13 protein-coding genes are annotated in these 16,196 nt (G+C 64.8%); 3 read left to right on the forward strand and 10 right to left on the reverse strand.

Annotation, left to right across the window (positions count from 1 at the left end; genetic code table 11):
• Positions 1-101: 101 nt before the first annotated feature.
• From LB577_RS25770 to LB577_RS25795, 6 genes are read right to left on the reverse strand one after another with little or no spacing between them, the layout of a single operon-like run.
• Positions 102-884: a carnitinyl-CoA dehydratase gene (locus LB577_RS25770; protein ID WP_224689468.1), complete on the reverse strand. Its 783-nt coding sequence runs from the start codon at positions 882-884 to the stop codon at positions 102-104.
• On the reverse strand, positions 877-2,955 hold the full coding sequence (locus LB577_RS25775; RefSeq protein ID WP_224689469.1) for an acetate--CoA ligase family protein: 2,079 nt from the start codon (positions 2,953-2,955) through the stop codon (positions 877-879). Before LB577_RS25775 ends, LB577_RS25770 begins: the two co-directional genes overlap by 8 nt.
• Before the next feature lie 3 nt (positions 2,956-2,958).
• Positions 2,959-4,122, reverse strand: a complete 1,164-nt coding sequence (locus LB577_RS25780; protein ID WP_013891680.1) for an acyl-CoA dehydrogenase family protein — start codon at positions 4,120-4,122, stop codon at positions 2,959-2,961.
• A 4-nt stretch (positions 4,123-4,126) separates the two neighbouring features.
• Positions 4,127-5,221, reverse strand: coding sequence for a 3-hydroxyacyl-CoA dehydrogenase NAD-binding domain-containing protein (locus tag LB577_RS25785; RefSeq protein ID WP_224689470.1), 1,095 nt, complete (start codon positions 5,219-5,221; stop codon positions 4,127-4,129).
• Positions 5,218-5,847 (reverse strand): HD domain-containing protein, encoded by a 630-nt coding sequence (locus tag LB577_RS25790; RefSeq protein ID WP_023775989.1) that lies wholly within the window; start codon positions 5,845-5,847, stop codon positions 5,218-5,220. Before LB577_RS25790 ends, LB577_RS25785 begins: the two co-directional genes overlap by 4 nt.
• Positions 5,848-5,863: 16 nt before the next feature.
• Positions 5,864-6,781, reverse strand: coding sequence for a 3-keto-5-aminohexanoate cleavage protein (locus LB577_RS25795; protein WP_023775990.1), 918 nt, complete (start codon positions 6,779-6,781; stop codon positions 5,864-5,866).
• 77 nt (positions 6,782-6,858) lie between these two features.
• Here LB577_RS25795 and LB577_RS25800 point away from each other — a divergent pair, with 77 nt between their 5' ends.
• Positions 6,859-7,839: a GlxA family transcriptional regulator gene (locus LB577_RS25800; RefSeq protein WP_224689471.1), complete on the forward strand. Its 981-nt coding sequence runs from the start codon at positions 6,859-6,861 to the stop codon at positions 7,837-7,839.
• 16 nt (positions 7,840-7,855) lie between these two features.
• Here LB577_RS25800 and LB577_RS25805 read toward each other — a convergent pair whose 3' ends face one another.
• Both LB577_RS25805 and xylA read right to left on the reverse strand, forming a co-directional pair.
• Complete coding sequence (locus LB577_RS25805) at positions 7,856-8,059, reverse strand: hypothetical protein (protein ID WP_013891685.1); 204 nt, start codon at positions 8,057-8,059, stop codon at positions 7,856-7,858.
• A gap of 203 nt (positions 8,060-8,262) precedes the next feature.
• Positions 8,263-9,588 (reverse strand): xylose isomerase, encoded by a 1,326-nt coding sequence (gene xylA, locus LB577_RS25810; protein ID WP_224689472.1) that lies wholly within the window; start codon positions 9,586-9,588, stop codon positions 8,263-8,265.
• A 124-nt stretch (positions 9,589-9,712) separates the two neighbouring features.
• Here xylA and LB577_RS25815 point away from each other — a divergent pair, with 124 nt between their 5' ends.
• Positions 9,713-10,075, forward strand: coding sequence for a nuclear transport factor 2 family protein (locus LB577_RS25815; protein WP_224689473.1), 363 nt, complete (start codon positions 9,713-9,715; stop codon positions 10,073-10,075).
• A gap of 197 nt (positions 10,076-10,272) precedes the next feature.
• Here the strand turns inward: LB577_RS25815 and xylB are convergent, their stop codons facing one another.
• Both xylB and LB577_RS25825 read right to left on the reverse strand, forming a co-directional pair.
• Positions 10,273-11,727 (reverse strand): xylulokinase, encoded by a 1,455-nt coding sequence (xylB, locus tag LB577_RS25820; protein WP_224689512.1) that lies wholly within the window; start codon positions 11,725-11,727, stop codon positions 10,273-10,275.
• An 81-nt stretch (positions 11,728-11,808) separates the two neighbouring features.
• The gene (locus LB577_RS25825; protein ID WP_224689474.1) at positions 11,809-13,131 is read right to left on the reverse strand and encodes a tetratricopeptide repeat protein; all 1,323 of its coding nucleotides are present in this window, start codon (positions 13,129-13,131) and stop codon (positions 11,809-11,811) included.
• Positions 13,132-13,356: 225 nt separating this feature from the next.
• Here LB577_RS25825 and LB577_RS25830 point away from each other — a divergent pair, with 225 nt between their 5' ends.
• Entirely contained in the window at positions 13,357-16,146 is a 2,790-nt protein-coding gene (locus LB577_RS25830) for an autotransporter outer membrane beta-barrel domain-containing protein (RefSeq protein ID WP_224689475.1), read from the forward strand.
• The last annotated feature ends 50 nt before the right edge of the window (positions 16,147-16,196 follow it).

Genomic DNA, 16,196 nt, shown 5'->3' on the forward strand with positions numbered 1-16,196 from the left:
CCCCCCCCCCCCCCCCCCCCCCCCCCCCCCCCCCCCGCGGCGCTTCACCCCACCCCGGACCTTCGGTCCGACCCTCCCCATCAAGGGGAGGGTAAGATGGCTCACTTCCCCTTCCACACCGGGTCGCGCTTCTCTGCGAAGGCGCGAAACCCCTCCATGTTGTCCTCGGAGCCGTAGAGCGCATCGACAGTCGCCAACTGGCGGCGCGTGACCTTGTTCATGGCGTCCTGGAAGGTCAGCGCCTCGGCGACGCGCGCGGTCTCCTTGATCGCGGCGAAGACCAGCGGCGGGCCGCCGGCGAGCAGCCTTGCGATCTCCCAGACGCGGTCCTCGAGCTTGTCCTTGGGCAGCACTTCGTTGACCAGCCCCCAGCGATGCGCCTCGGCGACGTCCATCCAGCGGCCGGTGAGCAGAAGGTCCATGGCGACATGGTAGGGAATGCGCTTCGGCAGCTTGATCGTCGCGGCGTCGGCAAGCGTACCGGCGCGGATTTCGGGCAGTGCGAAGGAGGAATGGTCGGAGGCGTAGATGAGGTCGCAGGACAGCGCCAGCTCGAAGCCGCCGCCGACTGCCATGCCGTTGACGCAAGCAATGACCGGCTTATTGAGGTCGCGCAGCTCCTGGAGGCCGGCAAAGCCGCCGACGCCATAATCTCCGTCGACCGCGTCGCCGCCGGCAGCCGCCTTCAGGTCCCAGCCGGCGCAGAAGAACTTGTCGCCCGCGGTCTTGACGATGGCGACGCGAAGCTCCGGATCATCGCGGAACGCCTTGAAGGTCTCGCCCATCAGCCGTGACGTCTTCAGGTCGATGGCGTTGGCCTTGGGCCGGTCGAGCGTGACCTCGAGGATGGTGCCCTCGCGGCGGGTCGAAATGACGTCAGACATTCTTGTTCTCTCCCAGCACCAGCAGCGCGTCGGCGATCCAGGCGCCTTTGCCTTCGGCGCAGACGATCAGCGGGTTGATGTCCAGCTCCTCGATCTCGCCGGCATTCATCTGCACGAAGGCGGCGATACCCGCGATGGCATCGATGGCGGCCTGGACATCGGCCTTCGGCCGGCCGCGATAGCCTTCGAGCAGCGGGAACAGCTTGAGGCCGCGCAGTGCGGCCTCAATGTCGTCGCGCGTTGCCGGCAGCATCAGCGTTACGCTGTCGCGCAGCAATTCGACCAGCACGCCGCCGGTGCCAAGCGTCATCACCGCGCCGAACATCGGGTCGCGGGTGAAGCCGACGATCAGTTCGGCGACGCCGTCGCGCACCATGCGCTCGACATAGAGCCCGGTGCCGAGCGGCAGCAGATCATGCGCCGCCGTGCTGACCGATTCCGCATCCTTGAGGTTCAGCCTGACAGCGCCGACCTCGGATTTATGGGTGACGCCCAGCGCCTTCAGGGCGACGGGAAAGCCGAGTGCCATCGACGAGATCACCGCCTCGACGGCATTGCCGGCACGCTCGCCCTTCGGTACCGGCAAGCCGGCCATGATCAGCCGCGCCTTGGCTTGCGCCTCGTCAGGCGTGACATGCTCCCCACCAGCGGCACCCGAGGCGGAGGTGTCGACCGGCTGCGCCTGCGGCTCGCGCCAGGCCCAGCCGATGAAGGCCGCGGCCTGGGCGGCGTCCATCGCCTCCGAAATGCCGAACAGTGGAACCATGCCCCGCGCCATGAGCTCGGCGGTGTATTCCTCGGGCAGGTTCTCCGGCAGCGAGGAGACGATCGCGCCGTGCGCCTTGTTGGTCTTCAGCGCCGATTCGAAGGCGCGCAGTGTCGCCCACCAGTCGGTGACCGAGCAACGATCCGGGCGCGGAAAGTCGAGCACCAGCATGTTGAGGTCGAAGCCGCCCGACACCATGGCGGTGAAGGTGGCCGTCATCGCCGGTTCGTTGTTCCAGATGAAGGTGTGGTAGTCGAGCGGGTTGGCGACTGCGACCAGCGGCCCGAGCGTCGATTTGACATGGGCGCGATGTCTGTCGGTGAGAACCGGGAAGTTGACCCAGCGCCCTTCGGCGCTGTCGGCCATGACGGAGGCCTCGCCTCCCGAACAGCTCATCGACGACAGGCGATAGCCGGGGAGCGGGCCGGTGATATGCAGCAGCTTCAGCGCTTCGATGAAGGCTGGAATGGAATCGACACGGGCGATGCCGAGCCGCCTAAGGAAGGCGCCCGAGGCCGCGTCCGAGCCGGCGAGCGACGCGGTGTGCGAGACCGTCGCCTGCCGCGCCTGCTCGGAACGGCCGACCTTCATGGCGATGATCGGCTTTTTCAGCTCGCGGGCACGCGCGGCCAGTCTTTCAAAGCCGGCTACCGAATCGAAGGCCTCGATGTGCAGGCCGAGCGAGGTCACCCGCTCGTCCTCGATCAGGCCCAATGCCATTTCAGAGAGGCCGGTCTGCGCCTGGTTGCCGGCGGTCATCAGGAAGGCGATCGGCAGGCCGCGCTTCTGCATCGTCATGTTGATGGCGATGTTGGAGGACTGGGTGATGATGGCGACGCCTTTGCCACCTTCCCCCAGCCGGATGCCGCCATGCTGGTCGGGCCACAGCAGCGCGCCATCGGCATAATTGATCAGGCCGTAGCAGTTGGGTCCGATGATCGGCATCTCGCCCGCCGCCGCCACCAGCTCGGCCTGCAGCCGCTCGCCATCATCGTCATAGGCCTCGGTTTCGAGGAAGCCGGCGGCAAAGCAGACGGCGCCGCCCGCACCCCGCTCGGCCAGCGCTTTGACGACCTCGATGGTCAAATGCCGGTTGACGCCGACAAAGGCGGCATCCGGCGCGCCGGGCAGGTCCGCCACGGACCGGTACGCCTTGCGTCCGGCAACCTCGTCCTTGATGGGGTGCACCGGCCAGATTTCGCCGGCAAAGCCCATCTTGATCGATTGCGCGACCACGGCGGCGGCCTGCACGCCACCGAACACGGCGATCGATTTTGGGCGCAGGAGACGCTCAAGCTTGTGCATATGTCATGCCCCGAACGGGCGCAGCAGCGCCCGCGAAATGATGTGACGCTGGATTTCCGACGTGCCTTCCCAGATGCGTTCGACGCGGGCGTCGCGCCAGATGCGCTCCAGCGGCAGGTCGTCCATCAGCCCCATGCCGCCATGGATCTGGATCGCCTCGTCGGCGACGAAAGCGAGCATTTCGGTGGCCTTCAGCTTGGCCATGGCCATATCCTGGTCGGTGACAGTGCCCTGATCGTACTTCCAGCCAGCTTCGAACACCATCAGGTCGGCGGCCTTGAGCTCCGTCGCCATGTCGGCGAGCTTGAACGACACGCCCTGGAACTTGCCGATCTGCTGGCCGAACTGCTGGCGCTGCGCGGAATATTCGATAGCGTGGCCGAGCGCCCGCTCGGCGCGGCCGAGACAGGTGGCGCCGACCTGCAGGCGCGTGGCGCCGAGCCAGGAATTGGCGACGTCAAAGCCCTTGTGCACCTCGCCGAGAACCTGGCTTGCCGGCAAACGGCAATCGTCGAATTCAAGAATGGCGTTGGTGTAGCCGCGATGCGAGACGTTGCGGTAGCCGTCGCGCACCGTGAAACCCTTGGTACCCTTGTCGACGAAGAAGGCGGTGATCTTCTTGCGCTTGCCGCGCGCCGTTTCTTCCTCTCCCGAGGCCATGAAACAAATGGCGAAATCGGCAAGATCGGCGTGGGAGATAAAATGCTTGGTGCCGTTCAGCACCCAGTCGTCGCCGTCCTGCACGGCGGTCGCCTTCATGCCGCGCAGGTCCGAGCCGGCGCCCGGCTCGGTCATCGCCAGGCAGTCCCATTTCTCGCCACGGATGCAAGGGAACAGGTATTTCTCGCGTTGTTCGGGCGTGCCGGCGAGCAGGATGTTGGAGGGGCGAGCCACGCAAGTCCAGTGCAGCGCGTAGTTGGCGCGACCGAGTTCCTTTTCGTAGAGCAGCCAGGTCACCGTATCGAGGCCTGCGCCGCCGACATCGGCGGGCATGTTGGCGGCATAGAGACCGGCTTCGATCGCCTTGGCCTTGATCTCCTCGATCAGTTCGCGGCGCAGCACGCCGGTGCGTTCGACCTCGCGCTCATGCGGGTAAAGCTCATTCTCGACGAAGGCGCGCGTGGTCTCGACAATGAGCTTCTGTTCCTCCGACAGACCGAAATCCATGGTCTTAGCCCTTCTTCTTTTTCTTCGGCTTTTCGGCTTTCTTCACCGGCTTGCCGGCCTTGGCCTTCTCGGCTGCCTTGGAGGCCGCCGGCTTCTTCGCCGCCAGCTTGGCCAGCTGCCTGGTATAGTCCTTGTGCAGGGCGCCGGCGCCCCAGCCCTTGCCCTTGTTCTGCTTCGACAGCGCATCCATGATCGCGACCAGATTGTCGTCGCGGATCTTTTCCAACTCGCGGATCGACAGGCCGTGAGCCTGGTCGTCCGACTGGGTGGCGATCAGGTCGACCAGTTCGTCGTTGAACTCCGGCACGTCCATCAGCTTGGTCCACGACCATTTCAGGCAAGGCCCGAACTGCGCCATGAAGTGACGCATGCCGGCCTCGCCGCCGGCGACGCGATAGACCTGGAACATGCCCATCTGCGCCCAGCGCAGGCCGAAACCATAGCGCATGATGTCGTCGAGTTCCTCGACGGTGCAGATGCCGTCCTTGATCAGCCACAGCGCCTCGCGCCATGCCGCTTCGAGCAGGCGGTCGCCGACGAAGGCCTCTATCTCCTTGCGGATGACGACAGGCTTCATGCCGATCGAGGCATAGATCTCCCTGGCGACCTCGATCGCCTCGGGAAAGGTCTGCTCGCCGCCGACGATCTCGACCAGCGGCAGCAGATAGACCGGGTTGAACGGATGGCCGACGACCAGCCGCTCCGGATGCTTCTTCATCGCCACCTGCATGTCGGTCGGCTTGATGCCGGAGGTGGAAGAGCCGACGATGGCGTTGGCCGGCGCATGGGTGTCGATCTCGGCCAGCACACGGTGCTTGAGGTCGAGCCGTTCCGGCACGCTTTCCTGGATGAAATCGGCATCGGCCACGGCTTCGGCAATGGTCTTGGCGAAAGTCAGCTTGCCCTCCTTGGGCAGGCCGCCGGGAACCATCTGCTTGTAGGCGCGCCGCGCGCCTTTCATCACTTCCGAAACCTTGCGCGAGGCCTCGGGATCCGGATCGAAGATCGACACGTCGATGCCGTTCAAGAGCAGGCGCGCCACCCAGCCGGCGCCGATGACACCGCCGCCGATGGCGGCTGCCTTGTTGACGATGCTCATGCGGATGCTCCGGTTCTTGTCTTGGCTGTTGTGGGATCGACGAGGGGCACGCGCTCGCCGGCGCGAATGACCGAGGGGTCGTAGGCCTTGCGGGCAAAGACCTCGAGCACGAAGGGCCGGAAAAACTCGATCGGCAGCGTGTCGTAGTCGGGGTCGAAGCTCGACTGGTCCCAGCGTTCGCAAAACTGGTCGCAATCGTCGAAATAGGCGTGGCCGGCGAAGCGGTCGCGGGCATGGCGATTGCCGCCCAGATGATGGGCGTAATAGAGGCGCTGGAAATCGCCGTGCTTTTCCACCACCCAGGTGCATTGCTCGCGCACGAAGGGCTTCAGGATCGAAGCGGCATACTCATCGTGATTATAGGGCGCGTAGATGTCGCCGATGTCGTGCAGCACCGCGCAGGCGATCCAGTCGGTGTCGGCGCCGTCACGCCAGGCGCGCGTCGCCGCCTGCAGCGAATGGCCGAGCCGCGTGATCTTGTAGCCGGAGAGGCCCTCGTCGAGCTGCACCAGCGCGTCGAGCAAACGCTCGCCGGTCTTGGCGGCGTAGTCGACTTCATGCGCGGTCAGGAACTCGTAGTCGTCCCTGTCGCCATCCTTCATCGCGGTGAATTTGACGGTTGTCATCGTCGACTCCCTCAAATCACGCGGCGATCGGCGCCCGCTTGGTCAGGTTCAGCTTCTTGCGCACTTCTTCCGGTCCGATGATCCTGGCGCCGAGATTGGTGACGATGCTGGCAGCGCGCTCGACCAGTTGCGCGTTGGTGGCCAGCACGCCCTTGTCGAGCCAGAGATTGTCTTCCAGCCCGACGCGGACATTGCCGCCGGCCAGCACCGCCGCGGCGGCATAGGCCATCTGGTTGCGGCCGATGGCGAAGGCCGACCAGTTCCAGGTCGAGGGCACGTTGTTGACCATGGCCATGAAGGTGTTGAGGTCGTCAGGCGCGCCCCACGGCACGCCCATGCAGAGCTGCACCAGCGCATCGGGATTGAGCACCTTCTCCTCGACCAGCTGCTTGGCGAACCAGAGATGGCCGGTGTCGAAGGCCTCGATCTCCGGCTTGACGCCGAGCGCCGTCATCATGCCGCCCATGGCGCGCAGCATGCCGGGCGTGTTGGTCATGACGTAGTCTGCCTCGGCGAAGTTCATGGTGCCGCAATCCAGCGTGCAGATTTCCGGCAGGCACTGGCGCACATGCTCCATGCGGTTGGTGGCGCCGCCCATGTCGGTGCCCTTTTCGTTGAGCGGCAGCGGGGCTTCGGGCGAGCCGAAGACCATGTCGCCACCCATGCCGGCTGTGAGATTGAGCACGACATCGACATTGGCTTCGCGGATGCGCTCGGTGACTTCGCGGTAGAGATGCACGTCGCGCCTAGGCTTGCCGGTTTCGGGGTCGCGCACATGGCAGTGGACGATCGCGGCACCGGCCTTGGCCGCGTCGATGGCCGAATCGGCGATCTGCTTGGGCGAGCGCGGCACATGCGGGCTGCGATCCTGCGACCCGCCGGATCCGGTCACGGCACAGGTAATGAAGACCTCACGGTTCATCGCGAGCGGCATGGAACTCTCCTCCCATAGAAACAGATTTCAACAATGACTGACTTGCCGGAAACTGTTTTGCGTTTTACGAAGCTTCCATGATCAAAAGCGAAAAACCGACTATCTTTCGCGCCGAGCGCTCGCCGCTCAAGGTGACGCTGCTGGTGTTTTCCGGCTCGTCGATCATGTGCGTGGCCTCGGCCGTCGATCCGCTGCGCGCCGCCAATCGCATCTCCGGCGAGACCTTGTTCGGTTTCAAGCTGGTCTCGGTGACCGGCGAGGCTCCGGTCACCACATGCGGGCTGCCGGTGGCGGTCAGCGGGCGCTTCGACGCGGCCGAGCCAACCGACGTTCTCGTCGTCGTCGCCGGTTTCGGCACCCAGAATTATGCCACGACAGCGCTGCTGTCAGGGCTGCGGCGAGCGGCTCGCGCGGCCCGCGCATGCGGCGGCGTCGAGGCCGGCACCTGGCTAGTGGCCCGCGCCGGCCTGCTGGAGGGGCGCAGCGCCACCACTCACTGGGAAGACATGGAGGATTTCTCGTCGGCCTTTCCCGGCGTCGATGTCCGCCCGGATCGCTATGTCATCGACGGGCCGGTGTTCACCTCAGGCGGCGCCTCGCCGACCTTCGACCTGATGTTGCATTTGATTCGCACGCGGCTCGGCATGGCCGTGGCGCTCGATGTCGCCAGCGTCTTCATCTACGACCAGGCCCGTGCCGCGACCGACGCACAGCCATTGGTCTCGCTCGGCCGGCTCGACGGCTACGATCCGCGCCTGGCGCAGGCCATCCGGCTGATGGAATCGCATGTCGACCAGCCGCTGACCATAGAGGCCATAGCCATGCGTGCCGGGGTGACGGCGCGCACCTTGGAAAGCATTTTTCGGAGATCGATCGGGGAGACCCCGGGCGCCTACTATCTCAGGCTGCGGCTGGGCGCGGCGCGCCGGCTGGTGGTCGACACGCGGGTGGCCATGGCGGATATTGCCGGGCGCACAGGGTTCTCGTCCGCCGCGGCATTTTCCAGAGCGTTTTCAAGAGCTTTCGGCGAAGCACCGGTCAGGCTGCGCCGAGGATAGTTTTAGTTCGGGGAGATTATGCGGCGTTCTGACGATCGCCGCCAGCGTCGATCTGCGAGCGCATCTGTCTCGCCAGCCGGACTTCAAAACGGTTGCTGACGGCGCGATCCCATTGGTTTTTCACGTCGTCGGTCGGCCTCGGCAGCGCCATCAGCCGGTCGATGATCGATCCGGTCTCGCCGGATGCCAGTAGGGCGTCGATTTCGCGTTCGTGCTGCATATCGGTTCGCCTCCTTCCTTTTCACCCGCCACAGGTCCCTCTTATACGAGATACGTGACGGCTGTTTGAAGGCAAGAGCGAGGCCATTGAGGGGCGTCTGGGGGCAAAAGCTTGTCGCCGGACGGGCGCTTTGGCGCAGGCTGTTCCAGGGCGGCGGGAGTGTTACCCAGCCGCCCTCGAGCAATACGAATCGGCCTTCCGTCTCAGACGTAACGGTTGACGATATTTTCCAGCAGTTCCTGGCGGCCGGAGCGCGGCTGCGGCTCGATCTTCTTCTTCACCACGCGCTCGGCGATCTCCTCCAGCGTGCGCTTGCCCGACAGCATTGCCTTGGCCTCGGCGCTGTTCCAGCCGGCATAGCGCTCGGCAAGGGGCCCGGACAGTGCCTTGTCCTCGACCATGCGGGCGGCGGCCTTCAGGCCGCGTGCGCAGGCATCCATGCCGCCGATATGGCCGATCAGCAGATCCTGCGGATCGAGCGACTGGCGGCGCAGCTTGGCGTCGAAGTTGGTGCCGCCGGTCTTGAAGCCGCCGGCCTGCAGGACCTGATAATAAGCCAGCGCCATTTCCGGCACGTTGTTGGGGAACTGGTCGGTGTCCCAGCCCGACTGGTAGTCGTTGCGGTTCATGTCGATCGAGCCGAAGACGCCGAGCGCGTTGGCCAGCGCCAGCTCGTGCTCGAAGGAATGGCCGGCCAGGATGGCATGGCCCTGCTCGATGTTGAGTTTTACTTCCTTCTCCAGGCCGAAGCGCTTGAGGAAGCCGTAAACGGTGGCGACGTCGTAATCGTACTGGTGCTTGGTCGGCTCCTGCGGCTTCGGCTCGATCAGGATGGTGCCCTTGAAGCCGATCTTGTGCTTGTAGTCGACGACGAGGCTGAGGAAACGGCCAGCCTGTTCCTGCTCGCGGGCAAGATCGGTGTTGAGCAGCGTCTCATAGCCTTCGCGGCCGCCCCACAGCACGTAGTTCTCACCCTTCAGCCGCTTGGTGACGTCGATGCAGCTTTTCACCGTCGCCGCCGCATAGGCAAAGACATCCGGATCGGGATTGGTGGCGGCGCCCGACATGAAGCGGCGGTTGGAGAACAGGTTCGCCGTGCCCCACAAGAGCTTGACGCCGGTCTGCTTCATCTTGCCGGCAAAGTAGTCCGCAATCTCGTCGAGGCGAGCGGCACTTTCGGAAAAGTCCTTGCCCTCCGGCCGCACGTCGGCGTCGTGGAAGCAGAAATAGGGCGCGCCGAGCAGCGAGAACATCTCGAAGGCGACGTCGGCTTTCAGTTTCGCCAGTTCCATCGTGTCGACGCCGCCGGCCTTGGGGAACCACGGGCGGTCGAAAGTCTGGCCGCCGAACGGATCGCCGCCGGGCCAGGCGAAGGAATGCCAGTAGGCGACGGCGAAGCGCAAATGGTCTTCCAGCCGCTTGCCCGCTACCACCTCATCGGGGTTGTAGAACCGGTAGGCCAGCGGATTGGTCGAATCCGGTGCCTCGTATTTGATCTTCTGGATGTCGCCGAAAAATCCGCTGCTCATGATTTCTGTCCTCTCTCGAATTGGGCTCGGGTAATTCGCCTTGATTACCTCAGGCGTAATTGGTTTCGGGTCTGCGGTGGTCGAAAAGGCTCATGTCAAAGCCGTCAAGCAAAGGAGACAGAGCATGACCGACCTCAACACAATCGCCGAGGGCTACATCACCGCCTGGAACGAAAGCGATGCCAGCCGCCGCGCCGAACTGCTGAAGGCCACCTTCACCGAAGACGTCAGCTATCACGATCCGATCATGCAGGGCGACGGACACGAAGGCGTCGCGGCCCTGATCGACGGCGTGCAGCAGCGCTTTGCCGGCTTCCGGTTCTCGCTGAACGGCACGCCGGACGGGTTTGCCGACAAGATCCGCTTCTCCTGGAATCTCGGCCCGGAGGGCACGCCGTCCGTTATCGAAGGCACGGATATCGGCATCATCGAGAACGGCCGCCTGAAGAGCGTCACCGGCTTCCTCGACAAGGTGCCGACGCAGTGAGGGTTTCTGGGTGAAGCAGGTGCGAGGCGCCCCCCTCTGCCCTGCCGGGCATCTCCCCCTCAAGGGGGAAGATTGGCTGTCTTTCCCGCCTTCGCTAATTATCAACCTTGCAAGACGAGCAAAGCCGTCAACGCTGCCGATCTCCCCCCTAGAGGGGGAGATGCCCGGCAGGGCAGAGGGGGGCGCCTCGCGCTGACTCACGCGGTCACAGCCCTGATCGCCGGGTACAGCGCCCGGTAGCGCTGGTAACCATCCGCATACGCGCCGCCAAGTGCTGCATCCGGTTCGATCGTGGCGTCCGTCTTCGGCGCCGTGCACACCGCCAGCGGATCCGCGCCGGTCGCCGCGATCAGGCCGAGCCTGGCGGCGCCGAAGGCGGCCCCGAAATCGCCGTCGGCTGGAATATCCACCGGCAGCTGCAGCGCGGTGGCGATCGCCTTCAGCCAGTAACGCGAGCGCGAGCCGCCGCCGATCGCGGTCACGCGCGTCAGCACGGTGCCGGCTGTCTTCAGGGCTTCGAGGCTGTCGCGGAAGGCAAAGGCGACGCCTTCGAGCACCGCCTGGGTCAGCACCGCACGGCTCGATTCATGCGCCAGCCCGGTGAAGGAGCCGCGAATGGCGGAATCATTATGCGGTGTGCGCTCGCCCGAAAGGTAGGGCAGGAAGGACACGCCGCTCGGTGCCTTCAACGCATCGCCGAGTTCCGTTGTCAGGTCGCCCGCGCCCTTGCCCGTGATCTCCGACAGCCAGTTTAGCGAATCGGTCGCCGACAGGATGACCCCCATCTGGTGCCAGGTGTTGGGCAGCGCATGGCAAAAGGTGTGGACCGCGCTTGCCGGGTTGGGCAGATAGGATGCGTTGGCGGCAAACAGCACGCCCGACGTGCCCAGCGAAACAAAGGCATGGCCGGCACCGACCGTGCCCATGCCGCAGGCCGAAGCCGCATTGTCGCCGGCGCCGCCGGCAATCGGGATGCCGGCCTCGACGCCCCATTTCGACGCCAATTCGCTGCGCAATCCGCCGGCCTTCTCGGTGCCCTCGACAAGGGCCGGCATTTGTTTCTCGTCGAGCGAGGTAGCGGCGAGCAGGTCCGCGGACCAGCGGCGCTTGCCGACATCGAGCCAGGCCGTGCCGGCCGCGTCGGACATTTCCGAAATGTGTTCGCCGGTCAGCCAAAGCCGCAGGAAATCCTTCGGCAGCAGAACCTTGGTCACTTTGGCGAAGACCGCGGGCTCGTTGTTCTTCACCCAGGCGAGCTTGGGCGCGGTGAAGCCAGGAAAGACGATGTTGCCGGTGCGTGCGCGGAAACGCGGATCGGCGTCCAGCGCTGCCGCCTCGACATGACTGCGCGTGTCGTTCCACAGGATACAGGGCCGCAGCACATGATCGGCGGCATCGAGCAAGGTCGCGCCATGCATCTGGCCCGACAGGCCGATGCCTTTCACCGCCGCGAACTGCCGGGGATGCGAAGCTTTCAGTTCGGCAATCGCCTCTTCGCAGGCGCGTATCCAGTACGAAGGATCCTGTTCGGACCAGCCGGGATGCGGCCGCGAGACGTCAAGCGAACCATGGCCGGAGCCGATGACGGATTGTCCGGCATCGATCAGCAGCGCCTTGACGCCCGACGTGCCCAGGTCGAGGCCGAGATACATGTTATCCTCCCATGCCATTATTTTTTTCGGATCTCGAAAAAATCTGGCCGAGCCAGTTTTTAAGGCAAGATCCGCTTCGGGTCAATTCTCCGACAAATCGGCGGCGCGTCGCGAAAAAAGCACCGACAGCGGACTGTCCGGCCGCGCCGCCGAACGCTCGGCCGTGAGCGCCCTGGCAAGCGCGCCGTCACCGGCTCGCAAGGCGGCTTCGATCAGCGTCAGGTCGATGACATCGCGCTGTGCGTGGCTGCCGCCGAAACGATGGGCGATCGCCCGGATCGGCCTGACCAAGCGTATGGTTTCGGCGTAGTTGCCCTCGCCGAATGCCTTGATCGCCCGCGTCAGCGGATGGCCGACATCGCGGGTGAAAGCCGCATTGTCGTCGCTGCCATGCATGGCCTCACGCTGCGCCTCGAGCAAGCCAAGGGCTGCCGCGTCGAGACCGGCCCCGACAAAGGCCATCATCGCGTGCGCGTCGTTGAAGGCATAGTTGCCGGCGCCCACCTTGGGCCAGTTGGCGGCGAGCGCAGCCCAGCGATCGCCGACATCGACGCCGCCGAGATAAAGCCGCCACAGGATCGCCGACGCATCGACCATATTCAGCGCCATCGCCGACGGCGTGCCGTAGATCGGCCCGTCATAGAGCGCCAGCACCTCATCGGTCTCGCCGAGATCGTAGTGAAACAGCGCCAGGTGCCACCAATTGTGCACCTGCAGGAAGCTTTCCCGCGTCCACGCCTCGAGATCGGCGCGCATCCAGGCAATGCCATCCCTTTGCCGGCTTTGCATTTCCATGACATGGGCAACCGCGTGCTGCGCCCAGCCGTCGCGCGGCTCGATCTCGACCGCCGCGCGGCCAAGCCTCTCGGCCCTGCCATAGTCGCCCATCTCCTCCAGCCCGAAGGCCTGCATGCCGAGGATGGCATGGTAGCCGGGCATGCCGCTTTGCCACGATGGCAGGGCGCGGGCGATGCGGTCGCGCAGCATGCGGGCATTGCCGGTGAAGAAGTCGACCTGGTGACCGACCTGCAATGCCACGGCGTCGAGCGGGAAATCGATGGCGATGTCCTCGAGAATGCCGGCGGCATCATGCCAGCGCCCGTTGGCGAGGTGACCGAGGGCCAGGACATGGGCCTGCTCGCGCGTTGTCGCGGCGAGCGGCAGGGCCACCTCGTGGCAGGCCCTGGCCACGGCCGTCGCCTCCCGCTCGGTGGCAAGGCCAAACAGATAGCCCTTGAAGACATGGGCCATGACGAAACCGGGATTTTCCGCGATAGCGCGGTCGACCGAGGCTACGGGATCGCCGATGAAGCACTGCAATTCGCGCACCGCCTGGCTGTAAGGCGTGAGCCCGGCTTCCGTAGCGCCCGAAAATGCCAGGCCGAATCCATCCCTGATCGCCATGCGAAATCCCTCGATCGGACCGTCATGGGCACGCTGCCCCTCGGTCCAAAGCGATCTTAACGCATGGGCCACGGGCGCGCCAACCGGATGTCGCGCATGTCCATTCCAGTAGTTTTTGCAGTTCATCAACCATGCGGTGCAGATTAGGCTTTGTAAAAGCGAACGAATTGTGTCTTCATTGCGGCGCGGCGGCGGGCTTGAAATCGCGATCTGAGAGGGGACGCGATGCGGCATAGTGAAATACAGCTTCCGAACTGTCATTCGGAGTACCCCAGCGAATCGGTTGCTTTGCAGCGGCAAGGGCAGCAACGACTCAATCCACGGCTTATTAGCTTTCTTGCAACTACAGCACTGACGTTGCTGCCCAATTCCGCGGCCTTCGCGGCATGCGTGCTGGGCCCAACCGCGGGGAATACCGTTTACACCTGCGATAGTGGCAATTCGGGCGGAAGCCTCACCGATACCGACGGCGACAACACGCTGAACTTTCCCGCAGGTGGTACCGGGCAGATCAGCGGGAACGTCACCTTTGGCGTCGGAACGGACCGCATCGACATGCAGTCCGGCACCATCACCGGCACGGTCGATCAGGGTGGCGGCACGGATTTCTTCACTATCGGCGCCGGCACTGTCGCCGGCAATGTGCAGCAGGGCGCCGGCATCGACGACTTCAACATGAGCGGCGGCCAGATTGGTTCGCTCAACCAGGGCGACGGGCTGGACACGTTCACCATGACCGGTGGGCGCATCGTCGATTTCTTCGACGACGGCGATCGTGCCGTGATGACCGGCGGGCGCATCGGCCGTGTCAACATGAAGCTCGACCAGAACTATTTCAACATGTCCGGCGGCATCATCGACCGCAACCTCGTCACCGGTTTCGACAAGGACACCATCATCCTGTCGGGCGGCACGATCGGCGGCAACATCAGTGTCAGCGGCGGCGACGACAGCGTGACAGTGACCGGCGGCACGGTCGGCGGCGATGTGCTGATGAGCTTTGCTTCCGACAATTTCGTCTGGAACGGCGGCGGCATTATCTATGGTTCCGTCGATCTGGGCGGCGACAACGACACCGCCAAGCTCAGCAACCTCACCAATGGCAATCTCGGCGACACCAAGGCGATCACGGGCGGTGCAGGCACCGACACGCTCACGTTCGACAACGTCAAGCTGGAGGGGATCGCCAGGGTCCAGAACTGGGAGACGATCAACGCCACCAACGACACCCAGTTGATGTTGGACGGCAATCTCGTGCTCGGCGACAGCGGCACGGGCACCGGGTCGCTCAATGTCGATCAGGCAAGCACGCTCTATGGCGGCGGCTTCAACTCGGCGATCCAAGCCTTCACGTCCGGCCAGTTGGCCAATGTCGTCAATGCCGGCCGTATCGACCTGACCAACGGCACAACCGGCGCCACCGACCAGCTGACGATATCAGGCAGCTATACCGCACTCGGCGGGCTGCTCCTCATCCAGACCGAACTTGGCGATGACACGTCCGCTTCCGACAAGCTGATCCTGTCGGGAGGAACGGCGTCCGGCTCGACCGGCATCGGGGTGATCAATGTCGGCGGCGCAGGCGCCGAGACCACCGCGGACGGCATCATGGTCGTCCAGGCGATCAACGGTGCCACATCCAGCGCCAGTGCCTTTGCCCTCGACGCGCCGGTCGCGGCAGGCGCTTTCGAATATTACCTGTTCAAGGGTGGCGTCAGCGCCGGCAGCGGGGAGAACTGGTATCTGCGCTCGACGCTGATAACGCCGACGTCGCCTGCGGCGGCGCCGTCTGCGCTGGAACCCGCGCCAAATCTCCAACCCGAACCGCCCGCGGCCGAGCCTCCACCGCCACCGCCGTCGAATCTGCCACCGGTGCCTGTGCCGACCGAGGGCGACATCAACAACCCGCCGGTCGACCCGACGCCGCCGGTGCAGGCCGCTGACCCGGAACCCGCGCCGCCTCCGCCACCACCACCGGCACCGCCTGCGGATCCACCGCCGCCCCCACCTGTTGTGCCTACCGTCGTGCCTGACCTGCCAACCCCGGCACCGGGTGAGCAGATCCTGCTCTATCGCATCGAGGTGCCGGTCTATTCGGCCTTGCCGCCGGTGGCCGAACATCTGGCGATGACGACACTCGGCACCTTCCACGAGCGGCGCGGCGAACAGAGCCTGCTGTCGGGCACCGAGATGTCGCCGGTATGGGGCCGCATTTTCGGCCAGGACTCCAAGATGGGCTGGTCGGGAACGGTGTCGCCCTCCTTCGACGGCACGCTGTTCGGCCTTCAGGCAGGCTTCGACGTGTTCGGACGCGAGACCGCTTCAGGTGGTATCGATCGCGCCGGCCTGTTCGTCGCCTATGGCAGCATGAAGGGCGACGTGAGCGGCCAGGCGCTGGGACAAAACGATCTGTCGGTCGGCAAGCTCGACGTCAACGGCACCAGTGTCGGTGGTTACTGGACCCGCATCGGCCAGGGCGGCTGGTACCTCGACGGCGTCCTGATGGCCACGTTCTTCGGTGGCGACGCGACGTCGTCGCGCGGCGTCGGCATCGATGTCGACGGCACCGGTGTCACGGCCTCGCTGGAAGGCGGCTATCCCATAGCGCTGGGACAGGGCTGGACGCTCGAGCCGCAAGCGCAACTGGTCTGGCAGCATTTGTCGCTGGACGATACCGAGGACCGCTTCTCGTCGGTTTCGTTCGGCACCGACAGCAGCGTCACCGGCCGGCTGGGCGCGCGGCTGCAAGGCGAGACAACGATCAACGGCTTGGCCGTGCAGCCCTACCTCAAAGCCAATTTCTGGCACGATTTCGGCGGCACCGACACCGTCAGCTTCGACACCACCGATATAGCGACCGAGGGCCGATCGACCTCGTTCGAATTCGGCGGCGGCGTCGTGGCCAAGGTCACCGATAAGGTCAGCATCTTCGCCACCGGCGACTACACCACCAATCTCGGCGGCGACAAGCGCCGCATCCTCGAGGGCAATCTGGGCTTCAGCGTCAAATGGTGATGCCTGTGAATTGGTGACGCCTGTGAACGGGCAGCACCGCGCGTCTTCAG

It is taken from the genome of Mesorhizobium sp. B283B1A (assembly GCF_020165735.1).
Classification (GTDB): Bacteria; Pseudomonadota; Alphaproteobacteria; order Rhizobiales; family Rhizobiaceae; genus Mesorhizobium; species Mesorhizobium opportunistum.

Bases quoted from the DNA above. Each gene is read 5' to 3' on its own strand.
- LB577_RS25770 (WP_224689468.1), bottom strand. From the start codon at position 884: ATGTCTGACGTCATTTCGACCCGCCGCGAGGGCACCATCCTCGAGGTC.
- xylB (WP_224689512.1), bottom strand. From the start codon at position 11,727: ATGTATCTCGGCCTCGACCTGGGCACGTCGGGCGTCAAGGCGCTGCTG.
- LB577_RS25805 (WP_013891685.1), bottom strand. From the start codon at position 8,059: ATGCAGCACGAACGCGAAATCGACGCCCTACTGGCATCCGGCGAGACC.
- LB577_RS25780 (WP_013891680.1), bottom strand. From the start codon at position 4,122: ATGGATTTCGGTCTGTCGGAGGAACAGAAGCTCATTGTCGAGACCACG.
- LB577_RS25815 (WP_224689473.1), top strand. From the start codon at position 9,713: ATGACCGACCTCAACACAATCGCCGAGGGCTACATCACCGCCTGGAAC.
- LB577_RS25785 (WP_224689470.1), bottom strand. From the start codon at position 5,221: ATGAGCATCGTCAACAAGGCAGCCGCCATCGGCGGCGGTGTCATCGGC.
- LB577_RS25825 (WP_224689474.1), bottom strand. From the start codon at position 13,131: ATGGCGATCAGGGATGGATTCGGCCTGGCATTTTCGGGCGCTACGGAA.
- LB577_RS25800 (WP_224689471.1), top strand. From the start codon at position 6,859: ATGATCAAAAGCGAAAAACCGACTATCTTTCGCGCCGAGCGCTCGCCG.
- LB577_RS25795 (WP_023775990.1), bottom strand. From the start codon at position 6,781: ATGCCGCTCGCGATGAACCGTGAGGTCTTCATTACCTGTGCCGTGACC.
- xylA (WP_224689472.1), bottom strand. From the start codon at position 9,588: ATGAGCAGCGGATTTTTCGGCGACATCCAGAAGATCAAATACGAGGCA.
- LB577_RS25790 (WP_023775989.1), bottom strand. From the start codon at position 5,847: ATGACAACCGTCAAATTCACCGCGATGAAGGATGGCGACAGGGACGAC.
- LB577_RS25775 (WP_224689469.1), bottom strand. From the start codon at position 2,955: ATGCACAAGCTTGAGCGTCTCCTGCGCCCAAAATCGATCGCCGTGTTC.
- LB577_RS25830 (WP_224689475.1), top strand. From the start codon at position 13,357: ATGCGGCATAGTGAAATACAGCTTCCGAACTGTCATTCGGAGTACCCC.